This is a genomic window from Brumimicrobium salinarum, from assembly GCF_002844555.1.
GTDB lineage: Bacteria > Bacteroidota > Bacteroidia > Flavobacteriales_D > Crocinitomicaceae > Brumimicrobium > Brumimicrobium salinarum.
Map to the genome: position 1 here is coordinate 171,350 of NZ_PJNI01000001.1, position 26,189 is coordinate 197,538.

The window sequence follows — 26,189 nt, forward strand, 5'->3', positions numbered from 1 at the left end:
TATAAAAGCAGGATAAAAGTCATGATTTAATAAGTGTTCATGCTTTTATTCAAAAATAGTTTGCATTACCGACATCGATTTTGGCGTTTTAAAACCATTAATATGGATTTTAAAATAATTTACCAGATGTTCAATTATTGTTGTACGATGTGTCTTATGAATGGTATATGCCAACACTTGTGTTTTTTTAAGGTTGAGTAGTATTTTGAGAATTTCTACAACCTCATCGTTGGCATAAAGGTGACTACTAGGTGTTCGATTAGAAATAACGCCATCTTGCAAATCAAATATCTGTCCGTTTTGATCTTCTACATTTATTCCAATCCCAATTTGATTGGCAAGTTTTAACAAGAACCAAATCGGGTAGTTGGTAAATTCATCTGACTCATCAATCCATTGTACTTCATGCTCAATAAAATGATACATGGATACGTCCTTATCACTATTTTGTAAAACTTGCGATAACACCTCTGTCATAAAAAATGCCAAACCACTTTTTAAAGGATGAAAAGGCAGACTTTTAGGAACAAAAAGCGCATTTACCTCGCTTACTTTTCCTAAATCACTATCTTTTCTTCTATAAGCTGAAATTTCGACAATACTTAATGCCTGCAATATATTTCCCTTTTTATGCTTTCGCTTTCCTCCTTGAAAAATATAGGCTTGAAATCCGCTTTCTAGGGTAAAGAACTGTAATATTAGACTGGTTTCGCTATAATTCAGCTTTTTTAATAAAATACCGCTTTCAACTGTTTTCATCGAGATTGATTAATCAGCACTACTTTTCCCACTTTTCTTCCTTTAAATTCGGGGTCATCAACGCTTGTCCAAATTAAGTAAACTCCAGTTGCAGCACGTTCACCTTCGAGTGTATTTCCATTCCAGGTAGCTGTTCCTCCGTTAGATTTTGTTCTATACACCAACTTCCCTGAAACGTCCGTTATCTTAACATCAGAATCATAGGCAATTCCTTGTATAGTTATTGGACCTAAGTAATCAGGTTGAACAGGATTTGGAAAAACTTTGACATTAGTATATTCAATATCACCTTGTGTTGCATCTGAACGATAAGAAATCATTCCATCTTCTGTGATAAAATACACTTCTCCATTCTCTTGGTCAATGGCTATGTCGAGAATTGTATTACTCAACAAAGGACTATTTTCGGCTGTAAAATTCCGTTCCACAGATAAACCGTCAGGTGATAATAAAAAGACACCGGAACTAGCTGTGCCAATCCATTTTCTATTTGCTCCATCAATTTGTATGGCAGTAATATGCGTAGTACCCAAAACAATTTCAACATATTCACCAAACTCAATTAAAAGTTTTTGAAAGTTATATTGACCAGCTGAAGCATCAAAAACACCGCTAGAATTATAAAGGACACGCATTCCTTCAGGTGTTCCGACCCAAATATTATTATCGAAATCTGCAGCGATGGCTTCTATAGTTGAAGATGGTAACGCACCAGAATTTGGTCCAGTTGTTAATATTTTAGAGCGATCATCTCCTGCATCTGATATGCTTTCACCATGATCAAATGCCACAACGCCTAAACCTTTAACACCCATCCACTTGGTTTCATTTCCATCGATTATTAATCGTTGGGTATATTTATTCTTCACCGAAGTACTCAGGTTGAAATCATACCAAACCCCTTCATTTGAGTAAACTTTTAAAGGTTTTTCTGCATTTGAATTGAGTACCCATAAATTACCTTGATCATCATATTGAATATCAGAAATGTTTGCCCATCCTACATTGCTTGTTTCCTCTATTAAACTATTAGAAAAAGAAAAAGTATCTGTAACTACATTGTTTTTTGTGATAACTAAAGGAATTGTAGAAAGCGTTCCAAAAGCTACTACCTCTGTATCTTTCGGATTAATACTTGTAGAAATAAAATCCCAAATATTTTTTCCTGCAATCATGTTTGAACCATTAACAGTTACCGAATTCCATTTCCCTTCAGAAAAAATCGCTCCACCATCTTGATTAAAAAGTGGTCCACCAAAACTCGTCAAACCACCATTAGCAATAGAAAGCTTCCCTTTTTCCCATGAAGCTCGAAAAGCAGAATTATATCTTGGGCCTTCAAAATTTATTTGTGTTGAACTAAAAGCATTGGGGGCTTTAATTAATCCCCAGCTACCATCAGCAATGTAATAGTTTCCATCATAGAATTCTACATTGCGAGGATTTGGAAAGCCACCACTTTGGTATTGATAAATATTTTCTTGGAGCGCAAGGTTTTCATCATAAACCAAAACAGATCCAGCGGTAGACAGTATTAATTTGTTTTTATCAGCGTTCACACCATTTATTTCAATTTCATCAAATTGGGCAACCGGAATATTGTTTTCGAGCGTAAAAAGGGTATCTAAACTGTAATTATCATCGTTGTAGCAAAAAGTTAAATGATTTTTAAAAGCCTCAATTTCCGTATAAGCACCACTTGCCGTATAATCTGGTACGCTTTGAATCTTCCTCCATTGATTTGCATCAGCTAAAAAATTATTATTTTCATTGCTCACATAAATTGCAGATGAAGTAAGGGCGTAAACACTATCTTGAAAAAAAGCAAGGTCGATAATATTTCGATCAGTCAAAGAAGGATTATAAGTATCTTTTACTTCTTTTTTGTTTAGGTTTACAACAACGATTCCAACGCCTGTTGAAACATAAGCAAAACCTTGTTTTACTACTATCCGATTAATTCTTTTTACTCCATTTATGGAAGATTGAAGAATTGCAGGTAGATTATAAATTGTATTGTTTTTAAGAAGGTCAATGTTTCCATTTTCATATCCAATAATAACATTTGAAGTATTTGGATCGTAGGCTATTGAAGAAGGCGACACGTCTGATAAGTAATTTGCAGCTGTCCAAATTGTTTGCTCTCCAGCTTCCATATCATATTCTAACAGTCCATTCTTAAGAATGGTATATATGGCATCTTTTCCTTTAACCACATCAATAGCGGTATTTGGGGAAATATGCATTCTCCATTGCTCCATACCCACTTGTGCAAAACCTACATATTGAAAAACAAAGGTGAGCAATAAATATCCAATTTTTTTCATACTGAATTGAAAACGCTATTTTTCTATTAATATTTGAAATTCTGCTTTAAATATAAGGAATTTCAATTGTGGGGATTCTGTTTTACAGAATGAATTTCAAATTTTACGACAATTTAATCTCCTATAGACTTGATGATTTTGATAAAGTGAAAGTAAATCTATTTCCTTTTAGTAACTTTATAGCATGAAATTTACAGACCTCAAATTAAACGAGCAATTATTAGAAGCAATTGGATACATGGGTTTCGAAAAAGCCACTCCAATTCAAGCTAAAGCCATTCCTGAAATCCTTCAAGGTAAAGACATTATTGGTTGCGCCCAAACAGGTACAGGGAAAACAGGAGCTTTCGTATTGCCGATCTTACATAAGATTGCAGAACAACCTACTGATAAAATAAACACATTAATCATTGTTCCAACGCGAGAATTAGCCGTTCAGATTGAGCAACAAATTCAAGGTTTGTCTTATTTTATTTCTGTGAGTTCGAAAGCCATTTATGGCGGAGGTGACGGTAAAGATTGGTCAGAACAAAAGGAAGCTTTGGTGAATGGTACAAATATTATTGTTGCTACTCCTGGAAAACTACTTTCTCATCTTAAAATGGGATATACTGATTTTTCATCTTTACAGCATTTAATTTTGGATGAAGCGGATCGTATGTTAGACATGGGATTTATTGATGATCTCACATTAATTTTCAAAAAACTTCCTAAAAAACGACAAAATTTAATGTTTAGTGCCACTATGGCCAAGGAAATAAGAAAGTTTGCAAGAACATTACTAACGGATCCAGTAGAGATTAACTTAGCACTTTCAAAACCAGCCAAAGGAGTTAAACAATCTGTTTATCTGTGTTTTGATGAGCAAAAAAACCCATTAATTAAATCACTTCTTCAAGAAAGAAAAAGTTATAAGAGAATTATAATATTTAGCTCCACCAAAGAAAAGGTTGGCACGATCGTTAAATACCTTAAGAAAAACAATTTTAAGGCAAGTGGGATTTCATCTAACCTTGCCCAAGAAGAAAGAGAGGAAGTTTTACGCGGATTTAAGTCAGGAAGAATTGCGCTTCTTGTTGCAACGGATGTGATGAGTCGAGGAATAGACATTAAAGAAATTAACATGGTTATTAATTACGATGTCCCTCGTGATGCTGAAGATTATGTACATCGTGTAGGAAGGACGGCTCGTGCCAATACCAAGGGAGAAGCTGTTTCTTTAATCAATCCCAAGGATATGTCTAAGCTTTCAAAAATCCAACGATTAATTGAAGCAAAAATTCCAATGTTGGATTTACCTGATGAACTTGGTGAGGGTCCAAAATGGAAAGAAAAATCACATAACCATAAAAAAAGTAAAAACTCAAAACATAGGAATTCTAAAAAAAGAAAATCAACCCCTAAAAAGAACCACTCCTCAAATTCAAAATCGAATAATAAACCTTCAAAGGATAAAAAGTAAAGATGAAAAAGATTGTTTTTATATTCTGCGCAGTACAGATTTTGGTTTCTTGTACAAATGAACGAAATCATAAAGAAGAAGTTAAGAAAGAATCAGAGAAAACGGTAAAAGAAACAGAAAACGGTAATTTAGATAGTTTGCCAAATGCTAAATGGAACGGTGAATACATGAAAATTGAAGATACAGACGAACCACCGAGAAGAAAACAAAGTTTAGGTTCAGAATACTTCAATATGGGTAAAGTTGATTTCAAAATTGGAGAATATCATTTGGATATTAAAATGTTCAAAAAGAAAAAGAATATATTAACTTTTACAACACAAAGTGTCACTGCTTTGATAAAAAGTGCTTTTAATGATCAAATCAAGCTCCACTTTGTAAAAGAAAATATCGTGAGTCAACCGAAAGGAAAGTTTATTGTAGACTCAAAACAACAAAAAAACAAGTCTGTATCAATGACTTTAAAAACAGGAAATAATCAATCATTTGTTTTAGAAGAAGGTGAAGGAGAAATTATAGAATTCTCACCGCGTTTAGGAACACTCAATGTAAAAATAAAAGGTGTTTTTATAGATAAAAATGGCGAAAAACATAAAGGTACAGGTAAAATTAATATGAATTTCGAAGGCGCTACAATGACAGCAATTTAGAATACTATTAGCCTTATTAATCATAAACGATCAATGCTACATAGAGAAGTACACAATTCATCACCTTGTCCGTCCCCTGACGAATTCATAATTCATCCTTCATAATTATCCAAGCTCCAATGAAAATCCTCCTCCATCAAAGGCATTTTCCTCCAATTAAGCCCCTCCCCATAAATCGTCCATCCAAAAACTTCAGATTTAATTTCTAGACTTTTATCATCTTCTGAATAGTTGTATTCTAATTCAATTTTCACTCCGTCGTAATCAGTTAAAATCAATTGGTTTTCTAAAACCTCTAGTTTATAATCTTCCATGGAATCGTCTGCGTATTGAAAGATGAAATAATGTTGTCGGTGAATAAAAAATCGTTTGATATCGAAGTTTTCTGGTAATCCTTTTGATTTAGAAATTGAGATTTCATACGCACCATGCAGAGGGTTTCTGGGGACAGTATCATCGTTGTAATTTCCAGATTGAATATAAGGAAAAAGTGATTCACTGAAGATAAACAAGACAACAATTCCTTTTATTGAAAACCGAATAACTTTAGAATAGATGAGGTTTTTATAGGTCAAATAAGGAAGCGAAGTGGATTTATTCATTACAAAAAACTGAATGATCTTTTTAATTGATGGAGCAAGCAATAACAGATTGATAAACAATAAAAAGAAAGAAAACAGTTTCACAGAAATATCGAATCCGAGATTAACAAAAAGCACATGAATCAACACTCCTGATAGAATAAAAAGCCCTAGGATTCTGGTTCGTTTAAAAAGCAACATCAAAGCGGGAATGACTTCCATTAATCCAATAAAAATATTGTAGAAATATGAAGAACCAATGGTGCTCCAATACAAAATGTCTTTGTCTAATTTTCCTAAAGGAGTAAAGAGCAAATTGGGTTCAGGAAGATAGAATTGTGCCTTAAAGACTTTATCAAACCCATATTTTAGCATAATCAAAGCGAGATAATAAACCAAAATCATTTTAAAAATGTTGAAGATTTTGTATTGGTGTTTCTTCCAAAATCCTGATAATTGAAGAATGCTAATAAGAAATATTGCAATTAAAAACAGTACCAAAATCAACAAATAAAAAGTTGTTGAATCAGAAGAGATTTCAGGATTTGTAATTTTAATCCACTCAAATGAATTTCCAATGCCTAAAAGCAAATCTTCGAATAGAAATTGAGTCATTTCAGCTTGAAAATTCCAGTTTCTAAACGTAAAAGGAATGAAAATCACACCTAAAACCCCAAATAGTAGGAAGTTTGAATATAAAAAAGACTTCGATTTGCTCATCTGTTTTTATTCTTCTTTAAATCCTATGAATTCTACTTCTTCTATGGGATTTGAGAAAAGTACGGGATATCCTATTCTTCCTCTTGAACGAATATAGTTTTCGGTATTTTTAGCGTTCAAGTACCTGTGATTATAAACTGTATCTGTTTTTCCTCTAAATTCTGAAGGTTTTAAATCTTTATAGCCAACGTGATAAGGATAACAAACTTTAGAAATCCTAGATTTAAAAATTGTTGTTGAATCATTTACAGCGATTACAGAATCTAAAACCATTAAATTCGTATTTCCTGGCAATCCGAAATTGGAATTTTTAATGTCAAATAAATTGTTTTTATAAGCTTTAGCAAATGACTTTTTAGATCCGCTGTGACTTTTATGGGCAATCAATTTAGTTTGAGAATGAGCAAGGAGTCCACAAAATAAGAAGGAAATTAAAATGTACTTTTTCATGATCAATAGTTTTTGTTTCACCACTGTACAAAGAGGATTGTAAAGGGTTCAAAAATTCAGTTACGAATTCACAATTACACATTAAAATTGTATTATTGGGTTACCAAGATAAGTCGTAATTATTTAAAAAGAGATTCCTCGTCGCCCCGAGTTCTCGGGACTCCATCGGAATGACAGGTGTTTGTTGGTTTTGGCGGGGTAAAATTTGCTCAAGCTTCGCTTGAGCAAATTTTACCCCGAATACCTCCTTATGAGCTGTCATTCCGATAGTTGTTAAAATCTAATATTTTAACAACTGAGGAATCTCTTCTTCCTTTTTTTGATAAAGTTTAACACTAGATAAAATTAATTCATACAGTTCTCGGCTGTAATTATTGAAAAAACACAACCATAAAACTAGGATTAACGACCTAGCTTGTAGCCCAGTTGTATTATACTTTTTTCTAGATGATAATAATTCCTACTGATATTTTCCAAAAGTGTAATTTGCTCCAAGGGCGGCGTAATGAAATAATGAAAAGGTGTACACTTCATCGTTGTCTGCTCCGCCTTCTAAAACACGATATCCTGCACGAAGCTCTAGTTTTTTACTCAGATCATATGTCACTGCAAGTAGCACATCTTCAGCACGACCTTGAGGCGCTGCTAAAGCATCTCCATCCAGTAAAATTCCGAACTTTTCTGTGGGTTTATAGCCAACTCTAAAATTGATAATGGGAACAAAACCAACGTTGTTCTTCACAGTGCTTTTATCTGTTGATTTCAATCCAATGTTTGCATCTCGAATTTTTGCTGTAAATCCTATTCCAACAATCCACTTCGGATTTTTAACGATGTCATAGCGGTAAGTTAAACGATAAGAATTGAATCTAAATTCACTTTCTAAAGGAATATTGGCAGCAAATACCTCTCCATTAAACTGAACTTCTCGATCTAAACTTCCTGTAGAATTAATCGTTAATGGTGCGTATAATAAAGAAATATTATGTCTATCAGCAATCGTATAAGTAGCGCTTAACCTAACGAAAGGTTGTGGCTTGGTTTCCAATTCCTCAGTGAGCGAAAAAAGCGTTCCTTGATCTCCCGCAATTCTCACATCGTTATATCCACTGAAAAGCACCCCAGTTTCAGCATCTAAACTCAATTGAGCTGTTAGAATTAAATTAAAACAGCAAAAAATAAAAATTAGAATAAATTTCATTGCATTATAATTTGATTACATCGTAAAAACAAAACACAATCACACTTAGTTTTATAAGCAACGGTAAATTATGTTAAACCATCGATAACAAAATTTTATTGAACCACAATTTTGGAATGCTTCCACTTGTTATTAATCAGCATTTTTACAAAATAAGTTCCTGATTCCACATTGATCTCATGGTTGTTCACTGCGTAATTACTTGAAGATTTTATCTTCTTTCCTTCAATAGAATAAATCTCTACCTCATCTATATTATGTGATGTATGAATTGTAAAATTTCCTGAATTTGGATTCGGAACTATATTTACTTCATGATTTTGGTTGTTATCCGATATTTTCAATAAAGTTTGACGGTCATATTGACTAAAAAACCTCCAGATCTCTTTACTCGCATCTATATCGTAATTGGTTTTATCTATGTCTGTAGAAGCTCCAGGCCATGAGTGACCTCCTTTAACAATCTTAAAATGTTCAATTGTTGCTCCATTTGATCCTCCAGAATAAAGATGCCTTTCAACCGTTGAACTATCACTAAGAACAATGTTTGGCATATAAAAAATCTGCGGTGAAGTATATGCGCCTACTTGACTAACCCAATGTCCGACAACATAATTTACAGATGCAAAGGTTGCGTTTCCACTATAAGGAACAAGAGTATCTTCGGTACCATGAATAAACATAGCAGGAGTAGGTTTATTTGGCAAACATGTATTCACATGTATATTCAACATTGTACCAGTTACTGAAGCAATTGCAGTAACTTTATTAGATAGATTACAACCTAAAAAAACACTCATAAAGCCTCCGTTACTCATTCCAGTGGCATAAACTCTATTTTCATTGATTTCATATTGGGCAGATAATTCATCGATTAAAACAGATAAAAAACCTATATCGTCTGGTCCATTTTGTTGGAAGTAATTCCATGTTCTTAAATTATTAACATCAAGAAGTCCGTTGGGAACGACCATTATAAAATTAGCTGTATCTGCTATATCACGAAATTCTCCGTAAGAAATCTGATGTGACATAGAGGAACCATACCCATGTAAATTTAAAACAAGTGGAACTTTTGATTGTCCTGTATAGGATTGTGGAACATAAACAATGTATGACCTTGTCTCACCATCATACTGCATAGTTTCAATAGTTTGCGTTCCAGTTTGTGCACAACTCAAATGCAAAGTGAAAAAGAAAAGAAGAGTAATAAAATATCTCATAAAAACTACATTTAGTTATAAATTTACAAAACATAAAGGACATACATGCAAAAACTAACATTATACGAAGATGTGTTTGATGCTTTGGAGAACGGTAAATTAACTACCATTCGAAAAGGACGTAGAGATATTACTTTGGGTAAATTGTTGTTTGAAAGCACGGTAGAAGGTCGACAAAAGATTGTGGATGTTGTGACTGTTTATTATTCGCGTTTAGAAAATGTCAATATTGAGGATTTGGAAAACGACGGCTTTAAAGACCACCATGATATGTGGAAGAAAATGCAACGGTTTTATCCTGACATCACTTTAGAAGACGAAGTTACAGTAATAAGGTTCAATCATTAACGCCAAAGAGACAGGGCAAACCTTTAAACACCCTGAAAATCAATCTGTAACACGTAACTCTTCGATTTTTAATTCTGTGTAATTTTCTGCTACGAATTCTTCTAATCGCTTAAAGAACAATAGAATTTCTTCTTTGCTGTTTTGTGCATTTATAGTCACGAATCTAATGAAGTCATCTTCTTGGAAAGTTCCGTAACTCACCATCAATTCCGCTTTTTCGTATAATTGCGTACACAATTCTTCAGCAGGTATATTTTTGTAATTAAAACATACAGAAATAGAATCTTCGAAACTATACAATTGATAATCTGGATGATTTCTTACGTAATCTCTTGCGGTATCGGCCAAATCGAATTGATGGTCAACGATTTTTTCTAGTCCCTTTGTACCCACACTTTTCCATAAAGTCCAGAACTTTAAAGCGTCATTTCTTCTGCCACATTGCAGCGAGGTTTTTCCTGGATTGAAATCATCTTCCTCTGTTTGGAAAAGATATTCTGCTTCGTTGGCAAATGAATCGCGCAGGTGTTTTTTGTCTTTAACTACAATTAGAGAACACGTTAAAGGCGTTCCAATCATTTTGTGTGCATTAAAGCTAAAAGAATCAACGTTTTCGAGTCCTTTGAGGTGATGCTTATATTTTCCGCTAAAGATTACAGAACCACAATAAGCACCGTCGACATGCATCCAGATCTTGTGCTTTTTAGCTACTTTCTGAATGGCTTGTACATTATCAAAAGCACCTAAAACCGTTGTTCCAGCAGTAGCGTTAATCAAAACAGGTTGATAACCATCAGCGATATCTTTTGCGATTGCTTTGTCTAATTCTTCGGGAATCATCTCCCCTACTTTATTGACAGGAATATAGCGAACATTATTTCGGCCAATTCCTGAAAAAGAAGCATTTTTTGGAATACTGTAATGAGATTCTATCGAAGTGTAAACCGTCATTTTATGTTGAATTCCTTCGTGCCTAACCTTACTATTTGCAGCATCCCTTGCCATCAACATAGACATAAAATTGGTCATTGAGCCACCTGTAGCGAAAGTTCCATCAGCATTTTCATCCCAACCGATGATTTCACAAACCTTGCGCAGAACTACTTTCTCTACTCCAACTTGAGCACCAGCAGCTTTAAAAGTGTACATGCTATTATTGAGCAAAACAGCCAATAATTCACCAAGCACAGCCTTTTCATTTCGTCCGCCATACAATTGATTAAAGAAACCATTTGTTGCAGTTCTAGGCGTTGCCATAACCAATTCTTTCAGTTTTTCAAGATGTGTATGGTCATCAATTCCATTTTCGACTAGCGATAAGTCAAGCTGATCAAACAATTGATCTGCCGGAATGTAATCTACTACAGGATTTACTTTTTCATCGGCTAATAACTTTGCGGCTAAAGTTTGAAAATCGGCTAATGCTTTTTCCATATTTTTGATGCTGTATCGAAGAACACATTTTAAAAGAATTAAAAAGTTCTATTCGAAATATATTGTCGTTTTAATGTTCTCTCAATTAGAAGCACAAAAATACGCTTTTTAGTTTAAACCAAAATGAATTACTACGTTTATGGTAGATTTATGCGCTTTGGCTTGTATGTTTTAAAAGAGGGAAAGTTTTTTTCAATTATTGACGTTTTTCAAATAAAGAGAGGCATGTTGTTTATTTAGAAATACGGTGTTCTATAAAATTCATTTTTTCGATCAGGTCTTTAAAATATGTAGGACTCCAAATGTTAAGTTGGTTCTCGTTCTCAATAAAACGGACGACATCTTCTTTAATTGAGGAAAAGGAAACCGCATCAATTTTTTCAATTAAGAGCTCTCTGATGTCTTCTGAAGTAATCGTGTTTTCTAACCAGTCGCCAGATTCTTTTGCACGACTACAGAAGTGATTTACATCTAGAGCAATTCCTTTCTTGATATACCATTCTAAATCGTACCAATCTCTTCCTTTCACTCTGTTCTTCCATTTACGATAAAGCAAAGCGTGCAGTTTTCCAGCAAAAAGACTGGGTCGGTCAAAACACTTTACATAAAAGGAAAATGGGCGAATTAGTAACTTCTCCTCGGTATGAAAGTCTAAAGGAGGGTTTCTGTCAATTTCAAACTTAATTTTCACCGATTTATTTGATTTTACTCCTGTTTGAGAAATAAGGTCTTCAAGAACAATCTCTTTTAATAAGGTTTCTGATTTTAAAAATGCAGAATCGATGGCTGTGTGATTTGTCTTTTTCTTTTCATTTATTGTTACCGTCATCCCCAAAGATTCAAATTCATCAATGATTGAATTAAAATAAGGTTCAAGTGAGAACTCAAGATCTGTTGTCAACAATGAAAAATCAAGGTCTTCTGAAAAACGTTCCAATCCATAAAAGATACGAAGAGCAGTTCCGCCATAGAAAGCAGCTTTTTCAAAGAAATTTGTACGTGACAATCCCGCCAATGCAATTTCCTGCATAATTTCTCTTAGCGCAGCCAATATCTCACCTTCATTTTTAGGACTATACTCCTCTATCCACTCTTTTATCATCATAATTCTCTAAGTGTTTTTATGAGCATTTCAAGACTTGCATTTTTGGGGGCATTCTCCAACCATGTTGAGATAAGATCTGTATTTAATGTTTGTAACATTTCCACATCAACTCTCAAGTCTTGCAATAAAAATGCCTTGACTTGCTTTCTACTTCTTAAATTAACTCCAGAAGTTAGAACAACCTTATCACAAATTGCTTTTTCTGGAGAAGCAATTAAAACCGTTTGTTTGTTATCGATTTCTAAGCTTTTTATACCATAAGAAAAATAAGGTGTAGGCAGTTTTTGGTAGCTAAATCTTCCAAAATGATTCTTATATGTTTTAGATAACTTTGTTGTAACAGAACTAGTTTCAACTACTCTTTCTGGAATAAAACCCCAGTAATTTAAGGCAGACTCCAAAGAAACATAACTAGGCCCTCTTAAATGGTTGGCAATTAAGAACGGATGCAAAGCATTAGCACTATAAATAGGGTTAACTGCATAAAGTCCTCTCCTCAATGAAAAAATTTCTCCTTTTTTTATTAATTCACTGATTTTATCCTTCGGACTTTTAAAATCTTTCAATAATTCTAAAATTAAATGCTTAGAAAAAGGAACATTACTCAACTCATTTAATTTCAACCTCAATTCCATTTGTCATATTTTAATACAATAATCGGAAAAAATCCGATTATCACCAAAATATTTTACATTTTATTCTTGCAGTATCACAAGATATATTTTAATATCTTTACCCGTTGATTATGAGGATAGGCGTTAACACACGGTTTTTATTGAAAAACAAAATGGAAGGTTTTGGGTGGTACACCTACGAAACCATGCTGAGAATTACCCAACAGCATCCGGAACATGAGTTTATTTTCTTTTTTGACCGGCCTTATGATGAAAAGTTTGTGTTTGCAGATAATGTTACGCCTGTTGTGGTCAACCCACCTGCACGTCATCCGATATTGCAGATCATTTGGTTTGATTACGCCATTCCGAGGGCCTTAAAAAAACATAAATGTGACGTTTTTGTGTCTACGGACGGTTATTTATCCTTAAAAACAGATTTGCCTCAGTTAACGGTGATGCACGACCTAAACTTTGAACATAATCCTCAAGATTTACCAAAAGTTGCGCTCAAGTTCTTAAAGAAACGCTTTCCCGTTTTTGCCAGAAAAGCAGATCGTTTATGTACTGTTTCAGAATTTTCTAAGGCTGATATCGTAAAAACTTATGGTATTTCTCCCGATAAAATCGATGTAACTTACAACGGCGTTTCTCCTGTTTTCAAAGTGATTGATGACAATGAAAAACAAAAAGTTCGGGAGCAATTTACCCAAGGCAAACCTTATATTGTCTTCGTTGGCGCTATTCATAAAAGAAAGAATGTTCAACGCTTAATAGCTGCTTACAAAGTTTTAAAAACACAAAACAAAATACCTCATCAATTATTAATTGTTGGCGAACCGATGTGGGACAGTCAGACAGTTGAAATTGATGAAGAATTAAAACCATACATCCATTTTACGGGACATGTTTCTTTAGATCATCTCGCTAACATTGTTGGAGCGGCGACATGTATGGCTTTTGTAAGTTATTTCGAAGGCTTTGGTATTCCATTGGTAGAAGCTATGCAGTCTGGCGTTCCTGTTTTAGCGGGAAACCTTACGTCTTTACCCGAAATTGGCGGCGATGCGGCTCTGTATTGCGATCCGTATTCTGTAGATTCAATACAAGAACAATTGAATTTGTTGTTGAGTGATGAAAATTTAAGAAAAGACTTGATTGTAAAAGGATTAGAAAGGGCTAAGGATTTTTCTTGGGATTATACCGCTAGGGACTTGTGGTTGGCGGTGGAGAGACTCTTTTAAATAATGATGAATTATGAACCACTGGCGTCCGATAAAAATTTTTCGATTATACTTCAGCCTTTATCTATTCTGTACTATGGCTTGTTTTGCGATTTTAAGGGCTTAGATTTGAGGAAAAGTATGTTCGTGGCGTTTGGGATTCCACAGCGAAAATGAGTTTTCAAGTGGAATTGCATTTCTTTGAAAAAATAACCGAAGCGCAGCGAGCTCATGACTTCCTTTGAAAAGAAATTTTGGAATAAATATAGCATGGAACTTAAGAAAATCTCATGTTGCGAAGCATTCGCCTTGGAATTCCAATGAGTTTTTTGTTTCGTTTTTTTATCAAGAAAAAAATGAAAAAGACATAGGAGATAGAGCGAAACTTTTGTTTTTGCGGTAAAGCCTTTTTAATCGGACGATAGTGAATTATGAACGATGAATTGTTGCGTGGAGTTTATCCCTTGACTCAGAGCTAAAAACTCTTGATAGTAGTCATTATGATAAGCATAAAAAAAGCGGTACTCCTTCTCGAAGTACCGCTTTTTCTAGTATAATTTATAAATAACTAAACATTTGTTTTCAATGTCCAATTCAGCTTTTTGTAGACCCAAACTTTGAATCTATAAAGCGTTAAGTACATTGCTGGAACAATTACAAGTGTTAGGAAGGTTGCGAATGTTAATCCGTAAATAATCGTCCATGCCATTGGCGAGAAGAACATATTGTTATCTCCACCGATGAAGATATTTGGATCGTAATTCGTAAGCAATCCTACAAAATCAATATTAAGACCTATTGCTAACGGAAGTAAACCAAGAACGGTTGTAATCGCGGTTAGCAATACCGGACGTAAACGTACTTTTCCACCTTGAATTGTCGCTTTTAACACTTCTTCGTCTGGTTCTAAATCCGTTTCTTCCAATTTCATTTCATCTCGTTTTTCTCTTCGGATTAAATTGGTATAGTCAATTAATACTATGGAGTTGTTTACCACAACACCAGCCAAGGAAATAATACCAATCATGGTCATCATAATCACGAAGGTTTGTCCGCTAATGGCTAATCCTAAGAATACTCCGATGAAAGAAAGTAATACCGAGAACAAAATAATTGCAGGTGTTGAATACGAGTTAAACTGCGTTACGATAATCAAAAGAATAAGGAAAACCGCAATTAAAAGGGCATTACTTAAGAATGCCATTTCTTCAGCTTGCTCATCTTGCTGACCCGTAAAGCTGTATTTCACTTCTTTCGGAAGATTATCTTCAGCAACATAATCCATCATCTTTTCTTTCAAGACTTGAACAACTTCGTTGGCGTTATATCCTTCCGTTACATCAGAAGAAATAATCACTTTTGAAGTTTGATCTTCTCGCACAACTCCAGTATAGGAAATATTCTCTTTTGGTTCTTTAATCACACTTCGAATCGGAATGTTAAGCAATTGACCTGTGTTGTTTCTAAACATTAGTTTTTGATCCAACAAAGCATCCAAATTATAACGAGAGTTTTGCTTAAAGCGAACCACCATATCGTAGTTTTCTTCATCTTTCGTATACGTAGCGACGTCTTCACCTAACAATGCTTTACGAATTGCCATTCCAACTTGGGTTGTAGAAGCATTTAGTTTTCTCACCTGCGTACGATCTACCTCAATTGGAATCTCAGGTCGTGTAGCTTCAACGTTCAGTTTTAACTCATCGACACCTTCTACACCCTCACGATCGAGGTATTGTTTTACCTCAGTGGCTACAATAATTAATTCTTTGTAATCTCCCTTCTTAGTATTGATTAATTCAATATTAATTGGTGAAGCTTGAGGTGGTCCCATCTCGTTTTTCTTGATAGAAATCTGAACATCAGCTGGTAAAATTCCTTTTAACTCATTCTGCAATTTCGTTAAAATATAACCTGTTGTATTGATAGAATCTCTGTATTGGAACTCCGTAAAGTCAATGGTGATTCTCGCCTTGTGTGGCGTATCTCCCATGTCCATTCCTTGTTCACTCGTTCCTTTTCCAACCTGAGCAATAATAGATTGAACAAGGTCTGATTTCTTAATGTTATTTGGATCAGAACCTTCAGTGTATGGACTTAAAATCTCATTGATTTTTTCTTCTACTAACAATGCTGATTTATTCGTTTCCAAAATATCTGTTCCAATTGGATGCGTAATAAATACGTTAGCGTATTTCGGCTGATTTGAAGGGAAGAACTCTACTTTTGGCTGGTTCAGTGCAAAAACAATCACAGAAACAATCAATAAAACGAATGTTCCAACAATAAATATAATTGGTCTTGAACCTTTTAAAGCAAAAGTTAAGAAATTCTCATACCATCTTTCCAAAACAGGTAATATTTTCTCTTGGAAAACTGCAGTTCCTGGGAAGAAAACAAAAGTATTGAGTAATGAAATTAAACCAATTAACATAACAACGTTTCCGAATGTCGTTAAATTGACCATTACCAAAGCAAAACCAACTCCAACAAAAATTAAACTATAAATTAAACTCTTCGTTTTTCTTGGCTTTCTTTCTTCAACCTTCATGTAGATTGCTGTTAACACAGGGTTGATAACTAAAGCCACGAAAAGAGAAGATCCCAATACAATCATCAAGGTAATTGGAAGATATTTCATGAACTCTCCAAAAATTCCGGGCCAAATTGCTAAAGGAACAAAGGCTGCTAAAGTTGTTGCAGTAGACGCAATAATTGGCCAAGCTACTTCACTTACTCCATAAATTGCCGCTTTAAACGGTGGATAGCCTTCTTCGTCCATTAAACGATAGATGTTTTCTACCACCACAATTCCGTTGTCGACCAACATTCCAAGTGCGAGTACCAAAGCAAAAAGAACAATGGTGTTTAGGGTTACGCCCATTACTTGAAGAATCATGAATGACATCAACATAGAAAGCGGAATAGCTACACCAACAAACATGGCGTTTCTCGCTCCTAAGAAGAACAGTAAAACAATAGTTACCAAAATCACCCCGAAAACGATAGAGTTCTCTAGGTTTGAAACCATGTCTCGTGTTTGGTCTGATTGGTCGTTGGTAATCGAAACGTTTACTCCTTTCGGAATTACATTGTCATCTTTTGCTTGTTGAACAAGCGCGTTAATTTTATCTGCCGCATCTAACAAGTTTTCTCCACCTTGTTTAATAATGTCAAGCATTACCACAGGCGCACCAAACTCACGAGCAAAAGAAGTTGTATCGCCATCACCAAAATATACGTCTGCAATGTCTTTCAACTTTACAGGCATATAATCTTGCTGCTTCACGATGATTTCTCCCAGCTCTTCGGCATCTTTAAATTCACCATCAATCATGATGGTTTTACGCATTCCATTCATCAAGATTTCACCTCCTGAAATGGTTGCATGTTCTGATGAAATTGCATTTTCAATATCGGTTAGAGACACCTGAACTGCTTCCGCCTTTAATCGATCAACATCAATACGCATTTCTTCTTCTTGAACTCCACGAATATTCACTTCGTTGATTTCAGAAAGGTCTTCCACCAAGTCTTTTAAGTCTTCGGCAATTTCTTTAAGCACCTTTGGACTTTTCCCACTCAGGTTAATGTTCATGATTGGGAAATCACTTGGGTTAATCTCAAAGATATTCGGTTCAACAGGAAGTTCGGGGAAGTCGGTTTCAGCTCTCGCTTGATCCACCGCGTCCTTTACCTTGTTTAGTCCATCGTTGACGTTTATTCCAAACTCAAATTTCACACGTACGGTAGTGTAACCATGTTGCGAATCAGAGTTGATCTCATCCACTTTTTTAATGGTCTTCACTTCCTTTTCAATTGCCTCTGCAATCTTCTCCGACATATATTTTGGAGAAGAACCGGGTTTTGCAATACCGATATAAATTTCGGGAATCTGTAACTCTGGAAAGTTTTCTTTAGGCATCGATTGGTAGGAGAACATTCCACCAATAAATAAGATTGCAATAATCAAGAAAACCGTTTTGGAGTTATTTACCGACCAATTCGATATTCCAAAAAGCTTTTTTTTATTTTTCTCTTCCATTGTTTTATTTTATCTCAATTCGAACACGATCTCCATCAGTGATTCCACGACCACCAGCAGAAACAACAATATCTCCTTCTTTTATCTCATCTTCCAACACATTGATTGCTGCTTTCCCTTGGTATTCACTAAGGATCTCAACCATCAATTGATGAGCGATATAATTTTCTCCTTCTTTCTTCAAAACAAAAAGATAGTCTTCGTTTTTCTGTGTTTTTAGCAATGCTGCTGCAGGAACGATAGTTGTGCTGTCTACAACCAAGTCAGTAATGTGCATTTCTGCCAACATATTTGGAAGCAAATCGTCGTTATCATTTATATCTGCCTTCACTCTAAAAGTTCTATTGGTAGGATTGATAAAACGACCCACCGAAGTGATTTCTAAATCGAAAGTATCTTTTAAAGTAGGAACATACACCTCAACCTTAGATCCTTCTTTTACAGTTCTGTAATAGTGTTCGGAAATATTTCCAGTTACTCGAACATCCTCATTGTTTACCAATCTTAAAATTGGAGATTGTGCACTTGCCATTTCTCCTTCGTGCGTAACAATTTCATCAATAGTTCCTGCGTAAGGCGCACGAACTATTGTTTTAGAAGATTGTGTTTTTAAAGTCTTCAATTGTGACTTTAAAGCTTTTGTCTGGTTTTTTGCTTGTTTCAATTCAAACTCAGTTCCTACTCCTCTTTCAAAAAGTTGTTCTTGTTTGTCTAAGTTGTATTCTGCAAATTCCAGTTGTGTTTCTAATTCTTTGATGTTACTTCTTAGAATCTCAGTATCAATTCTAGCCAGAATTTGTCCTTTAGAAACCATTTGACCTTCTTTTACAGGAATTGATTTAATTAAGCCATTCGCTTCGGCAATAATCATTGCTTGTTTATCTGTTTCAATATCACCTTGAACCACAACTTTATGCTTAAAAGTTCCTTCTTCCACTTTCATGGCTTCAACTAAAGGTAGCATTTTAACCTTTGCAGTATCCATGCTTTTAATTTGTTCATCGAGTTCTGCGAGTTGAACTTTAAGATCTGCTCTTTTGTTTTTCAACTTGTCCAATTTTGTATTTGAACTACAAGCAACTACTGTTGAAATTACGCCTAATACCAGTAGTGATTTAATATATTTTCTCATCGGTCTTTATTACTATTATTTTCTAATTAATTTATTGTATAACTTGTCTAATTCTAATTTAGTGTTAAACACTTCCATCATGGCATTCACATAGTTTGTTTGAGCCTGAACAAGTTGATTGTATTTTTGCGTTACAATGATGCTATTTTCTTTTCCAATTTCAGCTTTGATCATAGAATTATCATGGATTTTTCTTGCTAACTCAACATTCTTTTTTTGCAACTCAAGATTTGTTTGAGCACTTTTCAGATCATTCTTAATCTGTATTTCTTGTCCTGCTAAAGAACGATGATATTCTTGAACATTTAACTGATCTTGCTTAATGGCAATTTTAGCCTTCTGAATTTTAGCCCATCTTTCTCCTCCAGCAAAAATTGGAACAGTTAATTTCAATCCCCAAACCGTTTGATCGAACCATTTTCCTCCCGATCTAAAAAAGTCAAACTCGGATCTATAAGCATCGTATTGATGATTAAAAAATGCAGACAATTGAGGATAGTTTCCCATTTTCATGTTTTTCAAATCATATTCAGAAATTTTGACTTGCTTTCTAAGGATGTCTAATTGTAGATTATCTTCATAAGAACCAGACAGGTCAAGCTGTTTGTCTAGAAGCAAATCATCCAAATCTTCAGTTAAAGAAATTTCTTCATCTATCGGATAGGCCATTGACATTTTCAACATAATTAACGCGTTTTCATGCGCTGCTTGTGCTGCTACTAAATTGGCTTGTGCAGAAAGTAAGGAAAACTCTGTTTGATCTACTTCTTCTTTGGTAATCAACCCAACTTCATAAAGATCACGTTGCTTATTGATTAACTTTTCTGTCAAATTAACTAAAGTGTCAACAAAGTTTTTGTTTCTTTCACTAATCAATACCATCTGATAAGCTTGCGTTACGTTTGACAAAACTTCTTGCTCTGAACTTTTAATGTTTGTTGCCACAAATTCAGTGTAAAAATTAGCCACTTGCAAAGCAATAATGTAAGAACCATTAAAGATGAGCTGATTTGCAGAAACTCCTGCATCTGCACTAAACTCCTGACCAAAAGAAACTTCGATATCTTCTCCTGGCATTCCCATCAAAGCACCATCTAAAACTTGGGTTGGTAAATTAATGAGCTGTTGAAAGTTAACCTCTCCATTGATTTGAGGTAAACCCATTGCACGTGTTTCTACTACTTGTTTTTCGGCAGACTCTAAATCCAACTGTGCCCGTTGAACTTGCTCTGCATTTTCTAAAGCATAAGACTGCGCTTCAAAAAGTGAAAATTGCTGTGCTATTGATGAAACACTCACCAAGAGCACCGTTGTTAGCATTAATAATTTTAAACGATTCATTACTTTTCTTTATTTTTCATGTTTTTGTTCATTAACTCTCTCCCTTTATCATTGACAATGCCTCTTAACTGAAACAGAACAATTTGTTCTAAAAGTTCTCCATATTGATTATTTTCAACATCAAAAATATCACTATCGGTCATCATACTCACCATAGACAAGTAAATGCCCGACATTGTTTTAGGATCTAAATTAGAAATATACAAACCTTCTTTTTGTCCCCTAATGATATTTTCTGTAATTTGATTAGAAATAAAATCAAACCTATGTTGTCTTATGATAATCCAAGTCTCTGGATAGTACTTTTGTAAATCATAAAAAACGGATGTATGAATTTCTGTAAATAATCGCGTTGAGTATTCACTTATACTCATTAACGCATCAATTGCATTTTCTGATTTAAGTCTTCCAACTTCACAAGCTTTACGATTTTTTTCAATTAAAGTCTTTACAATACATTCTACCAATTCATTTTTATCTTTGAAATAATTGTAAATGGTTTTTTTGACATACCAAGAGATTTCGCAAGGTCATCCATTGGTACAGAACGAATTCCATGTCGCAAACAAACCAGTGCAGACTGTTCTATTATTTCTTCTCGCTTTTTATCCATTAGGCCGCAAAACTACAAATAAAAAAAACGAAGGAAACTATTTATACATTAAAAGTTTCCTGTTTTTAACAATAATTTAATTTACAAGACAATTAAATCCATGATTACTGACTCCAAACATTTTAAAAACAACTGTTTAAACTATCATTTAAAATTAAAAAAAGCTTCAATAAAAATATTTTATTTAGGAAACGTTATTCTATTTTAAAGGTTTAAAGTAGATTTGCTATCATGGCAATTCAAATATATACTGATGGTGCAGCAAAAGGAAATCCTGGTCCTGGTGGTTACGGTGCACTTCTAAGATTTAAAGGACAAGAAAAAGAACTTTCTGAAGGTTTTAGAAAAACAACCAATAACAGAATGGAGTTACTGGCTGTTATTGTTGCTTTAGAAGCGCTAAAATCTTCAAAACATCCGGTGACCATATATTCAGATTCGAAATATGTAGTAGATGCAGTTGACAAAGGATGGGTATTTAATTGGCAGAAAAAAGGGTTTAAAGACAAAAAGAACGTTGATTTATGGGAACGTTATTTGAAACTCCATAAAATCTACAAACCGAAATTTATATGGGTAAAAGGACATGCTGGTCATGCTGAAAATGAGCGGTGTGATCAATTGGCGGTAAAAGCTGCAGAAGGGACCGATCTTCAAATTGATGAAGGTTATGAAAATTTAAGCTAAAAAAGGCCTTCTAGTTTAAAAACACACCTTGACATTCATAAAAAACCAAGGGTAAACCCTAATTATAAGCCATTTAACACAAATAAAACTAATTTCATTAGGTTTTAAAAATAAATATAACATACTTTTATTAAAAACTTAATGTAATGAGAAAACTAATTCTATTTGCTATTTTTTCAAGTTTAACTATGTGTTTTGCATACACACAAGACACCTGCTTAGTAGATACTACCTATTTTTACGAATTTATACCTAACACATTAAACAAAAAGGTAAAAGCAAGATCTTTTAGAACATATAATTCCTCAAATGATTTAACAGAAAGTATTTACCAAAACTGGAATTCAGGCACAAATTCATGGGAGAATAATTATAAGACTAATGTATTGTACGCCGGTAATAATAAAACAGATGAAATTTCTTACATCTGGAGCTCTGGATCATGGGTGAAAAATAGAAAAACCCGTTATACCTTCGATGCAAATAATAACAGAACTGAAGAATTGAGGCAAGAATGGAACGCGAGTACAACAAGTTGGGAAAATATTGAAAAATACAACTACGATTATGATGCAAATAATAATAAAACAGAAAAAGCTTATTATTTCTGGGATTTAGGTTCTTGGGAAATTTCGTGGAAAACTAACTACTCTTATGATGCAAATAACAACCAAATCGAGGAAACATATTTTGAATTAAATACGAGCACAAATTCATTAGAAAAAAAGACAAAACACACTTTTTTATATGATGGAAATAACAATAAAGAAGAGGATTTAAAACAAATTTGGGATATGGGCACAAGCACATGGATTAACGATTCAAAAAAAAATACGTCTTACGATAGTAATAACAATCAAATAACGTACGTTCATAAATTGTGGAATGTACATTCTTGGAAAAAGAACTATAAAACTATCTCTTCTTATGATGCAATGAATAATCGAATTAAAATAGTTGGACAAAATTGGAATACAACTACAAACGTTTGGGAAGATAATGCGAGAAACAGTTTTTCCTACGATGGTAATAATAATCTAACCGAAAACCTCTACGAACAATGGAATGGAAGTTCGTGGATAAAGAAGAATAAATTCACGTATACATACGACGGAAATGACAATAATATAGAATACCGTAAGCAAGATTGGTCTTCTGGTCAATGGATTAATAATGTTTTGGAGATATATGAATACGACTCAAGTGGAAAGAAACTGGCGTATGATTTATATAACAACTGGAATAATACAGACCAATACTTTGAAAATCATAATCGTGAAGAGTATTTTTATGTTTGTAACGCAATAAGCGGACTAAAGAAAAAACACAGTAAAATTAATTTCAATATTTATCCTAATCCTACAAGTAAACACATCATTATTCAATCAGAAAACTTTGGCGCTTATAGTATTTATGAAGTTTCAGGAAAAAGGGTTAAATCATTTTCGATAAATAAAAGTAATCAACAAATTTCTATTGAGGCATTAAATCCAGGGATTTACCTCCTAATAGAAGAAGCGAGTGGAGCATCAAAGAAAATAATTATCCGATAATATTTTTGTAATGATTCAATATTAAGTGTAGAGTATTTAGTGTTTAACGGAGTGTTAATTGTTAATTGTCAATTCCCTAACCATTACTTTCTCCAATAAATAGTGTTTTACAAATCAAAATTATTTTCTTGACAAGATTCTGATGGAGTAAAACTCCGAAAGATCCTTTGATTTTCCACTAATCGAATATTATCTTTGGGAAACAAGCGGACAAGCAATTAATTAATCCTTATATTCCTGCCATGCAAAAAATGGAAATCAACATCAATGCAGATTTAGGAGAAATGGCCGGACAGGATGAAGCAATTATGCCTTATCTTTTTTCTTGCAATATTGCTACGGGTGGACACATCGGTGATGAGGAGTCGATGAGAAAAACAATAGAGTTGGCGAATGAGCATCGCGTAAAAATTGGTGCACACCCTTCTTATCCCGATACAAATAATTTTGGTAGAGTTCGTCCAGAAATCAGCGATTCAGCATTAAAAGAAAGTTTAAAAAAGCAGCTTTACAATTTCTATGAGTTAGCAGCAAAAATAGAAGTTGAAATTCATCACATTAAGCCACATGGTGCGCTTTATCATGATGTAGCAAATGATAAAAATAAAGCAGCATTATTTTTAACCATTTTGGATGAATTAGGATTAAAAACTTCAATTTATACGTTAAAAGATGGATTTTTGAACGAATTTGGTCAAAAAGAGCACAAAATCTATTTTGAAGCATTTATCGATAGAAGATACAAAGACGATTTGAATTTGGTAAACCGAAAAGAAAGTCACGCTTTGATTAACGAAGCTAAAAGAGTTTGGGAGCAATTAGAATCAATGTATTACCATGAAAAAGTAAAAGTTGAAACTGGAAATTTTGTTCCATTAAAAGCAGATACTTATTGTTTACATGGCGATCATCCCAATGCTTTGGAAATTCTTCAGTATATTTATCGTAAAGTGAATCAAAACAAATGAAAAACGCACCTGCCATATCGCAGTTTGGAGATCATGGGATTTTAATTCAGTTCCAAGGAGAAATACAATTGGAAACCAATCAAAAATTGGCGCAGTTAACACATCATTTATTGGTTAAATTTGCTCGTCACGTTGCTTCCTATTCGATAGCTTACATAGAAAGTGTTATTTATTTACATCCTGAAATTGCAGTAAAAAGCACCTTGGAAAATATTAAAGAGGAAGTGAACGAATTCCATTTGAAAAAAAACACTACATCTGAGCAAAGAGTTTTAACCATTCCTGTTTGTTATGAAACACTTTTTGCTTTAGATATTGAAGAATTGGCCAAACAGAAAAACATGAAAGTTTCAAAATTGATTGAACTTCACACCGCTCCTGTTTACCCCGTTTATTTCATAGGATTTGCACCTGGTTTTCCTTACATGAGTGGAATGAATAAAAAGCTAGCCCATCCCAGAAAAGCAAAACCCCGCGAACAAGTAGAAGCAGGATCTGTTGGGATTGCAGGTGAACAAACAGGAGTTTATCCCAACACCTCTCCTGGTGGTTGGAACATCATTGGCAGAAGTCCAATTCAGTTTTTTAATCTCAAAAAGGAATCGCCTTCCTTGTTAAGAGCTGGTGATTTAATTCAATTTAAAAGCATCACTAAAAAAGAATTTTCTCAAATAGAGAAACAAGTGAGAGAAGGCACTTATAAAGTTCAAAAAGCAATAAAAAATGATTGAAGTAATTGACGCAGGTGTGCATACAACTGTTCAGGATAGCGGTCGACTAAATCATCGCTATGAAGGCGTTCCAACAAGCGGAGCAATGGACCAACACGCATTTATTTTAGCCAATCATTTGTTGCAACATAAGGATTTAAAACCTGTTTTTGAATTCACAATTAACGGACCCACACTTTTTTTCTATGCCGAGACCTATATTGTACTCACAGGAGCTGAGTTTGAAGTCACGCTAAACGACAAAGAAATCACTCATGCAACTCCTATTTTTGTTCCTGCTGAAAGTACATTAAAAATTGATCATGTTAAAAAAGGAAACTATGGATATTTAGGTGTTTTAGAAGGTTTTTCTGCTCAAAGTATACTTGATAGTGCCAGTTTTCATCCGACATTAAATCCATCGGCGAAAATCAAAAAAGGTCAACAATTATTGTACATTAAAACTCGTTTTGAACCTACAGATTTTAATGCTCGGGTAATTCCAATTCACGATAAATTCAGCAGAACAAGATTAGATGTTCACCCTGGACCAGAGTTTCATTATTTGAGTGAAGAAGAACAGGAACTCATTCTACATCAAGATTATTTTGTGGCAGCCAATAGCAACAGAATGGCCATTCAACTAGAAAATGTTCCAAAAATTACGGCGAAAGAAATCATCACCGCACCTGTTCAGCCAGGAACTGTTCAACTTACACCATCAGGACAGCTCATCATCTTGATGCGAGATGCACAAACCACTGGAGGTTACGCCAGAATTCTACAACTTACAGATCATGCAATGAACAGTCTTTCACAATGTGAGATAGGCGAAAAGGGAGAAGTCACGTTTTATAAGATTTAGATTCATTTAATGATTAACGGGAGTTAAGTCTTAACTTTCAACTTTGTCCAAATTGAAGTTGTTTTTTTTTAAATATCTCCATGAATAAATGCTTATTCCGGATTCACTAGAGTCCAATAAAGATTTTAGAAAAAGTCAAAATCCTTTATTAATTCTGGGGTTTAGGCCTTTTTTTAAA

Annotated in this window: 22 protein-coding genes; 9 read left to right on the forward strand and 13 right to left on the reverse strand. The window is 34.1% G+C overall.

Features of this window, described 5'->3' with window-relative positions; genetic code table 11:
• Positions 1 to 45: 45 nt before the first annotated feature.
• Together recO and porZ are read right to left on the reverse strand one after the other, a co-directional pair.
• A complete protein-coding gene (recO, locus tag CW751_RS00840; RefSeq protein ID WP_101333060.1) occupies positions 46 to 759 on the reverse strand; it encodes a DNA repair protein RecO in 714 nt (237 codons plus the stop codon).
• Positions 756 to 3,086 carry a type IX secretion system anionic LPS delivery protein PorZ gene (gene porZ / locus CW751_RS00845; protein ID WP_101333061.1) on the reverse strand — a complete coding sequence of 777 codons (2,331 nt, stop codon included), beginning with the start codon at positions 3,084 to 3,086 and terminating at the stop codon, positions 756 to 758. The genes recO and porZ overlap by 4 nt, the downstream gene beginning before the upstream one ends.
• A gap of 184 nt (positions 3,087 to 3,270) precedes the next feature.
• Between porZ and CW751_RS00850 the strand changes: the two genes are divergently transcribed.
• Both CW751_RS00850 and CW751_RS00855 read left to right on the forward strand, forming a co-directional pair.
• A complete protein-coding gene (locus CW751_RS00850) occupies positions 3,271 to 4,548 on the forward strand; it encodes a DEAD/DEAH box helicase (protein WP_101333062.1) in 1,278 nt (425 codons plus the stop codon).
• A gap of 2 nt (positions 4,549 to 4,550) precedes the next feature.
• Complete coding sequence (locus CW751_RS00855) at positions 4,551 to 5,198, forward strand: hypothetical protein (RefSeq protein ID WP_101333063.1); 648 nt, start codon at positions 4,551 to 4,553, stop codon at positions 5,196 to 5,198.
• Between the two features lie 92 nt (positions 5,199 to 5,290).
• On the opposite strand, the gene CW751_RS00860 is transcribed toward CW751_RS00855, so the two are convergent.
• The 4 genes from CW751_RS00860 to CW751_RS00875 all read right to left on the reverse strand — a co-directional run bounded on the left by CW751_RS00860 (position 5,291) and on the right by CW751_RS00875 (position 9,373).
• Complete coding sequence (locus CW751_RS00860; RefSeq protein WP_101333064.1) at positions 5,291 to 6,499, reverse strand: hypothetical protein; 1,209 nt, start codon at positions 6,497 to 6,499, stop codon at positions 5,291 to 5,293.
• Positions 6,500 to 6,505: 6 nt separating this feature from the next.
• Positions 6,506 to 6,949 (reverse strand): hypothetical protein, encoded by a 444-nt coding sequence (locus tag CW751_RS00865; protein ID WP_101333065.1) that lies wholly within the window; start codon positions 6,947 to 6,949, stop codon positions 6,506 to 6,508.
• Positions 6,950 to 7,409: 460 nt separating this feature from the next.
• Positions 7,410 to 8,150: a hypothetical protein gene (locus CW751_RS00870; protein WP_101333066.1), complete on the reverse strand. Its 741-nt coding sequence runs from the start codon at positions 8,148 to 8,150 to the stop codon at positions 7,410 to 7,412.
• Between the two features lie 95 nt (positions 8,151 to 8,245).
• A complete protein-coding gene (locus CW751_RS00875; protein WP_101333067.1) occupies positions 8,246 to 9,373 on the reverse strand; it encodes a T9SS type A sorting domain-containing protein in 1,128 nt (375 codons plus the stop codon).
• A 45-nt stretch (positions 9,374 to 9,418) separates the two neighbouring features.
• Between CW751_RS00875 and CW751_RS00880 the strand changes: the two genes are divergently transcribed.
• Positions 9,419 to 9,721, forward strand: a complete 303-nt coding sequence (locus CW751_RS00880) for an ASCH domain-containing protein (RefSeq protein WP_101333068.1) — start codon at positions 9,419 to 9,421, stop codon at positions 9,719 to 9,721.
• A 39-nt stretch (positions 9,722 to 9,760) separates the two neighbouring features.
• Here CW751_RS00880 and CW751_RS00885 read toward each other — a convergent pair whose 3' ends face one another.
• The 3 genes from CW751_RS00885 to CW751_RS00895 form a co-directional block, all read right to left on the reverse strand.
• Complete coding sequence (locus CW751_RS00885) at positions 9,761 to 11,155, reverse strand: pyridoxal phosphate-dependent decarboxylase family protein (RefSeq protein WP_101333069.1); 1,395 nt, start codon at positions 11,153 to 11,155, stop codon at positions 9,761 to 9,763.
• A gap of 232 nt (positions 11,156 to 11,387) precedes the next feature.
• Positions 11,388 to 12,260, reverse strand: coding sequence for a nucleotidyl transferase AbiEii/AbiGii toxin family protein (locus CW751_RS00890; protein WP_205677762.1), 873 nt, complete (start codon positions 12,258 to 12,260; stop codon positions 11,388 to 11,390).
• Positions 12,257 to 12,895, reverse strand: coding sequence for a type IV toxin-antitoxin system AbiEi family antitoxin domain-containing protein (locus CW751_RS00895; protein WP_101333070.1), 639 nt, complete (start codon positions 12,893 to 12,895; stop codon positions 12,257 to 12,259). The genes CW751_RS00890 and CW751_RS00895 overlap by 4 nt, the downstream gene beginning before the upstream one ends.
• Before the next feature lie 110 nt (positions 12,896 to 13,005).
• Between CW751_RS00895 and CW751_RS00900 the strand changes: the two genes are divergently transcribed.
• The gene (locus CW751_RS00900) at positions 13,006 to 14,118 is read left to right on the forward strand and encodes a glycosyltransferase family 4 protein (protein WP_101333071.1); all 1,113 of its coding nucleotides are present in this window, start codon (positions 13,006 to 13,008) and stop codon (positions 14,116 to 14,118) included.
• A gap of 547 nt (positions 14,119 to 14,665) precedes the next feature.
• Here CW751_RS00900 and CW751_RS00905 read toward each other — a convergent pair.
• From CW751_RS00905 to CW751_RS00920, 4 genes are read right to left on the reverse strand one after another with little or no spacing between them, the layout of a single operon-like run.
• Positions 14,666 to 18,142 (reverse strand): efflux RND transporter permease subunit, encoded by a 3,477-nt coding sequence (locus CW751_RS00905; protein WP_101333072.1) that lies wholly within the window; start codon positions 18,140 to 18,142, stop codon positions 14,666 to 14,668.
• Positions 18,143 to 18,146: 4 nt separating this feature from the next.
• Positions 18,147 to 19,274 (reverse strand): efflux RND transporter periplasmic adaptor subunit, encoded by a 1,128-nt coding sequence (locus CW751_RS00910; RefSeq protein ID WP_101333073.1) that lies wholly within the window; start codon positions 19,272 to 19,274, stop codon positions 18,147 to 18,149.
• Positions 19,275 to 19,289: 15 nt separating this feature from the next.
• Positions 19,290 to 20,615 carry a TolC family protein gene (locus CW751_RS00915; RefSeq protein ID WP_101333074.1) on the reverse strand — a complete coding sequence of 442 codons (1,326 nt, stop codon included), beginning with the start codon at positions 20,613 to 20,615 and terminating at the stop codon, positions 19,290 to 19,292.
• Positions 20,615 to 21,082: a hypothetical protein gene (locus CW751_RS00920; protein ID WP_101333075.1), complete on the reverse strand. Its 468-nt coding sequence runs from the start codon at positions 21,080 to 21,082 to the stop codon at positions 20,615 to 20,617. The genes CW751_RS00915 and CW751_RS00920 overlap by 1 nt, the downstream gene beginning before the upstream one ends.
• Positions 21,083 to 21,459: 377 nt before the next feature.
• Here CW751_RS00920 and rnhA point away from each other — a divergent pair, with 377 nt between their 5' ends.
• The 5 genes from rnhA to CW751_RS00945 all read left to right on the forward strand — a co-directional run bounded on the left by rnhA (position 21,460) and on the right by CW751_RS00945 (position 26,011).
• A complete protein-coding gene (gene rnhA, locus CW751_RS00925) occupies positions 21,460 to 21,915 on the forward strand; it encodes a ribonuclease HI (protein WP_101333076.1) in 456 nt (151 codons plus the stop codon).
• Positions 21,916 to 22,061: 146 nt separating this feature from the next.
• Positions 22,062 to 23,468 (forward strand): T9SS type A sorting domain-containing protein, encoded by a 1,407-nt coding sequence (locus CW751_RS00930; protein ID WP_101333077.1) that lies wholly within the window; start codon positions 22,062 to 22,064, stop codon positions 23,466 to 23,468.
• 251 nt (positions 23,469 to 23,719) lie between these two features.
• Positions 23,720 to 24,436: a LamB/YcsF family protein gene (locus CW751_RS00935; RefSeq protein WP_165779183.1), complete on the forward strand. Its 717-nt coding sequence runs from the start codon at positions 23,720 to 23,722 to the stop codon at positions 24,434 to 24,436.
• Positions 24,433 to 25,167, forward strand: a complete 735-nt coding sequence (pxpB, locus tag CW751_RS00940; protein WP_101333079.1) for a 5-oxoprolinase subunit PxpB — start codon at positions 24,433 to 24,435, stop codon at positions 25,165 to 25,167. Before CW751_RS00935 ends, pxpB begins: the two co-directional genes overlap by 4 nt.
• The gene (locus tag CW751_RS00945; RefSeq protein WP_101333080.1) at positions 25,160 to 26,011 is read left to right on the forward strand and encodes a 5-oxoprolinase subunit C family protein; all 852 of its coding nucleotides are present in this window, start codon (positions 25,160 to 25,162) and stop codon (positions 26,009 to 26,011) included. Before pxpB ends, CW751_RS00945 begins: the two co-directional genes overlap by 8 nt.
• The last annotated feature ends 178 nt before the right edge of the window (positions 26,012 to 26,189 follow it).

Excerpts from the sequence above, each read along its gene's own strand:
- recO (WP_101333060.1), bottom strand. The coding sequence starts at position 759 with ATGAAAACAGTTGAAAGCGGTATTTTATTAAAAAAGCTGAATTATAGC.
- porZ (WP_101333061.1), bottom strand. The coding sequence starts at position 3,086 with ATGAAAAAAATTGGATATTTATTGCTCACCTTTGTTTTTCAATATGTA.
- CW751_RS00850 (WP_101333062.1), top strand. The coding sequence starts at position 3,271 with ATGAAATTTACAGACCTCAAATTAAACGAGCAATTATTAGAAGCAATT.
- CW751_RS00855 (WP_101333063.1), top strand. The coding sequence starts at position 4,551 with ATGAAAAAGATTGTTTTTATATTCTGCGCAGTACAGATTTTGGTTTCT.
- CW751_RS00860 (WP_101333064.1), bottom strand. The coding sequence starts at position 6,499 with ATGAGCAAATCGAAGTCTTTTTTATATTCAAACTTCCTACTATTTGGG.
- CW751_RS00865 (WP_101333065.1), bottom strand. The coding sequence starts at position 6,949 with ATGAAAAAGTACATTTTAATTTCCTTCTTATTTTGTGGACTCCTTGCT.
- CW751_RS00870 (WP_101333066.1), bottom strand. The coding sequence starts at position 8,150 with ATGAAATTTATTCTAATTTTTATTTTTTGCTGTTTTAATTTAATTCTA.
- CW751_RS00875 (WP_101333067.1), bottom strand. The coding sequence starts at position 9,373 with ATGAGATATTTTATTACTCTTCTTTTCTTTTTCACTTTGCATTTGAGT.
- CW751_RS00880 (WP_101333068.1), top strand. The coding sequence starts at position 9,419 with ATGCAAAAACTAACATTATACGAAGATGTGTTTGATGCTTTGGAGAAC.
- CW751_RS00885 (WP_101333069.1), bottom strand. The coding sequence starts at position 11,155 with ATGGAAAAAGCATTAGCCGATTTTCAAACTTTAGCCGCAAAGTTATTA.
- CW751_RS00890 (WP_205677762.1), bottom strand. The coding sequence starts at position 12,260 with ATGATGATAAAAGAGTGGATAGAGGAGTATAGTCCTAAAAATGAAGGT.
- CW751_RS00895 (WP_101333070.1), bottom strand. The coding sequence starts at position 12,895 with ATGGAATTGAGGTTGAAATTAAATGAGTTGAGTAATGTTCCTTTTTCT.
- CW751_RS00900 (WP_101333071.1), top strand. The coding sequence starts at position 13,006 with ATGAGGATAGGCGTTAACACACGGTTTTTATTGAAAAACAAAATGGAA.
- CW751_RS00905 (WP_101333072.1), bottom strand. The coding sequence starts at position 18,142 with ATGGAAGAGAAAAATAAAAAAAAGCTTTTTGGAATATCGAATTGGTCG.
- CW751_RS00910 (WP_101333073.1), bottom strand. The coding sequence starts at position 19,274 with ATGAGAAAATATATTAAATCACTACTGGTATTAGGCGTAATTTCAACA.
- CW751_RS00915 (WP_101333074.1), bottom strand. The coding sequence starts at position 20,615 with ATGAATCGTTTAAAATTATTAATGCTAACAACGGTGCTCTTGGTGAGT.
- rnhA (WP_101333076.1), top strand. The coding sequence starts at position 21,460 with ATGGCAATTCAAATATATACTGATGGTGCAGCAAAAGGAAATCCTGGT.
- CW751_RS00930 (WP_101333077.1), top strand. The coding sequence starts at position 22,062 with ATGAGAAAACTAATTCTATTTGCTATTTTTTCAAGTTTAACTATGTGT.
- CW751_RS00935 (WP_165779183.1), top strand. The coding sequence starts at position 23,720 with ATGGAAATCAACATCAATGCAGATTTAGGAGAAATGGCCGGACAGGAT.
- pxpB (WP_101333079.1), top strand. The coding sequence starts at position 24,433 with ATGAAAAACGCACCTGCCATATCGCAGTTTGGAGATCATGGGATTTTA.
- CW751_RS00945 (WP_101333080.1), top strand. The coding sequence starts at position 25,160 with ATGATTGAAGTAATTGACGCAGGTGTGCATACAACTGTTCAGGATAGC.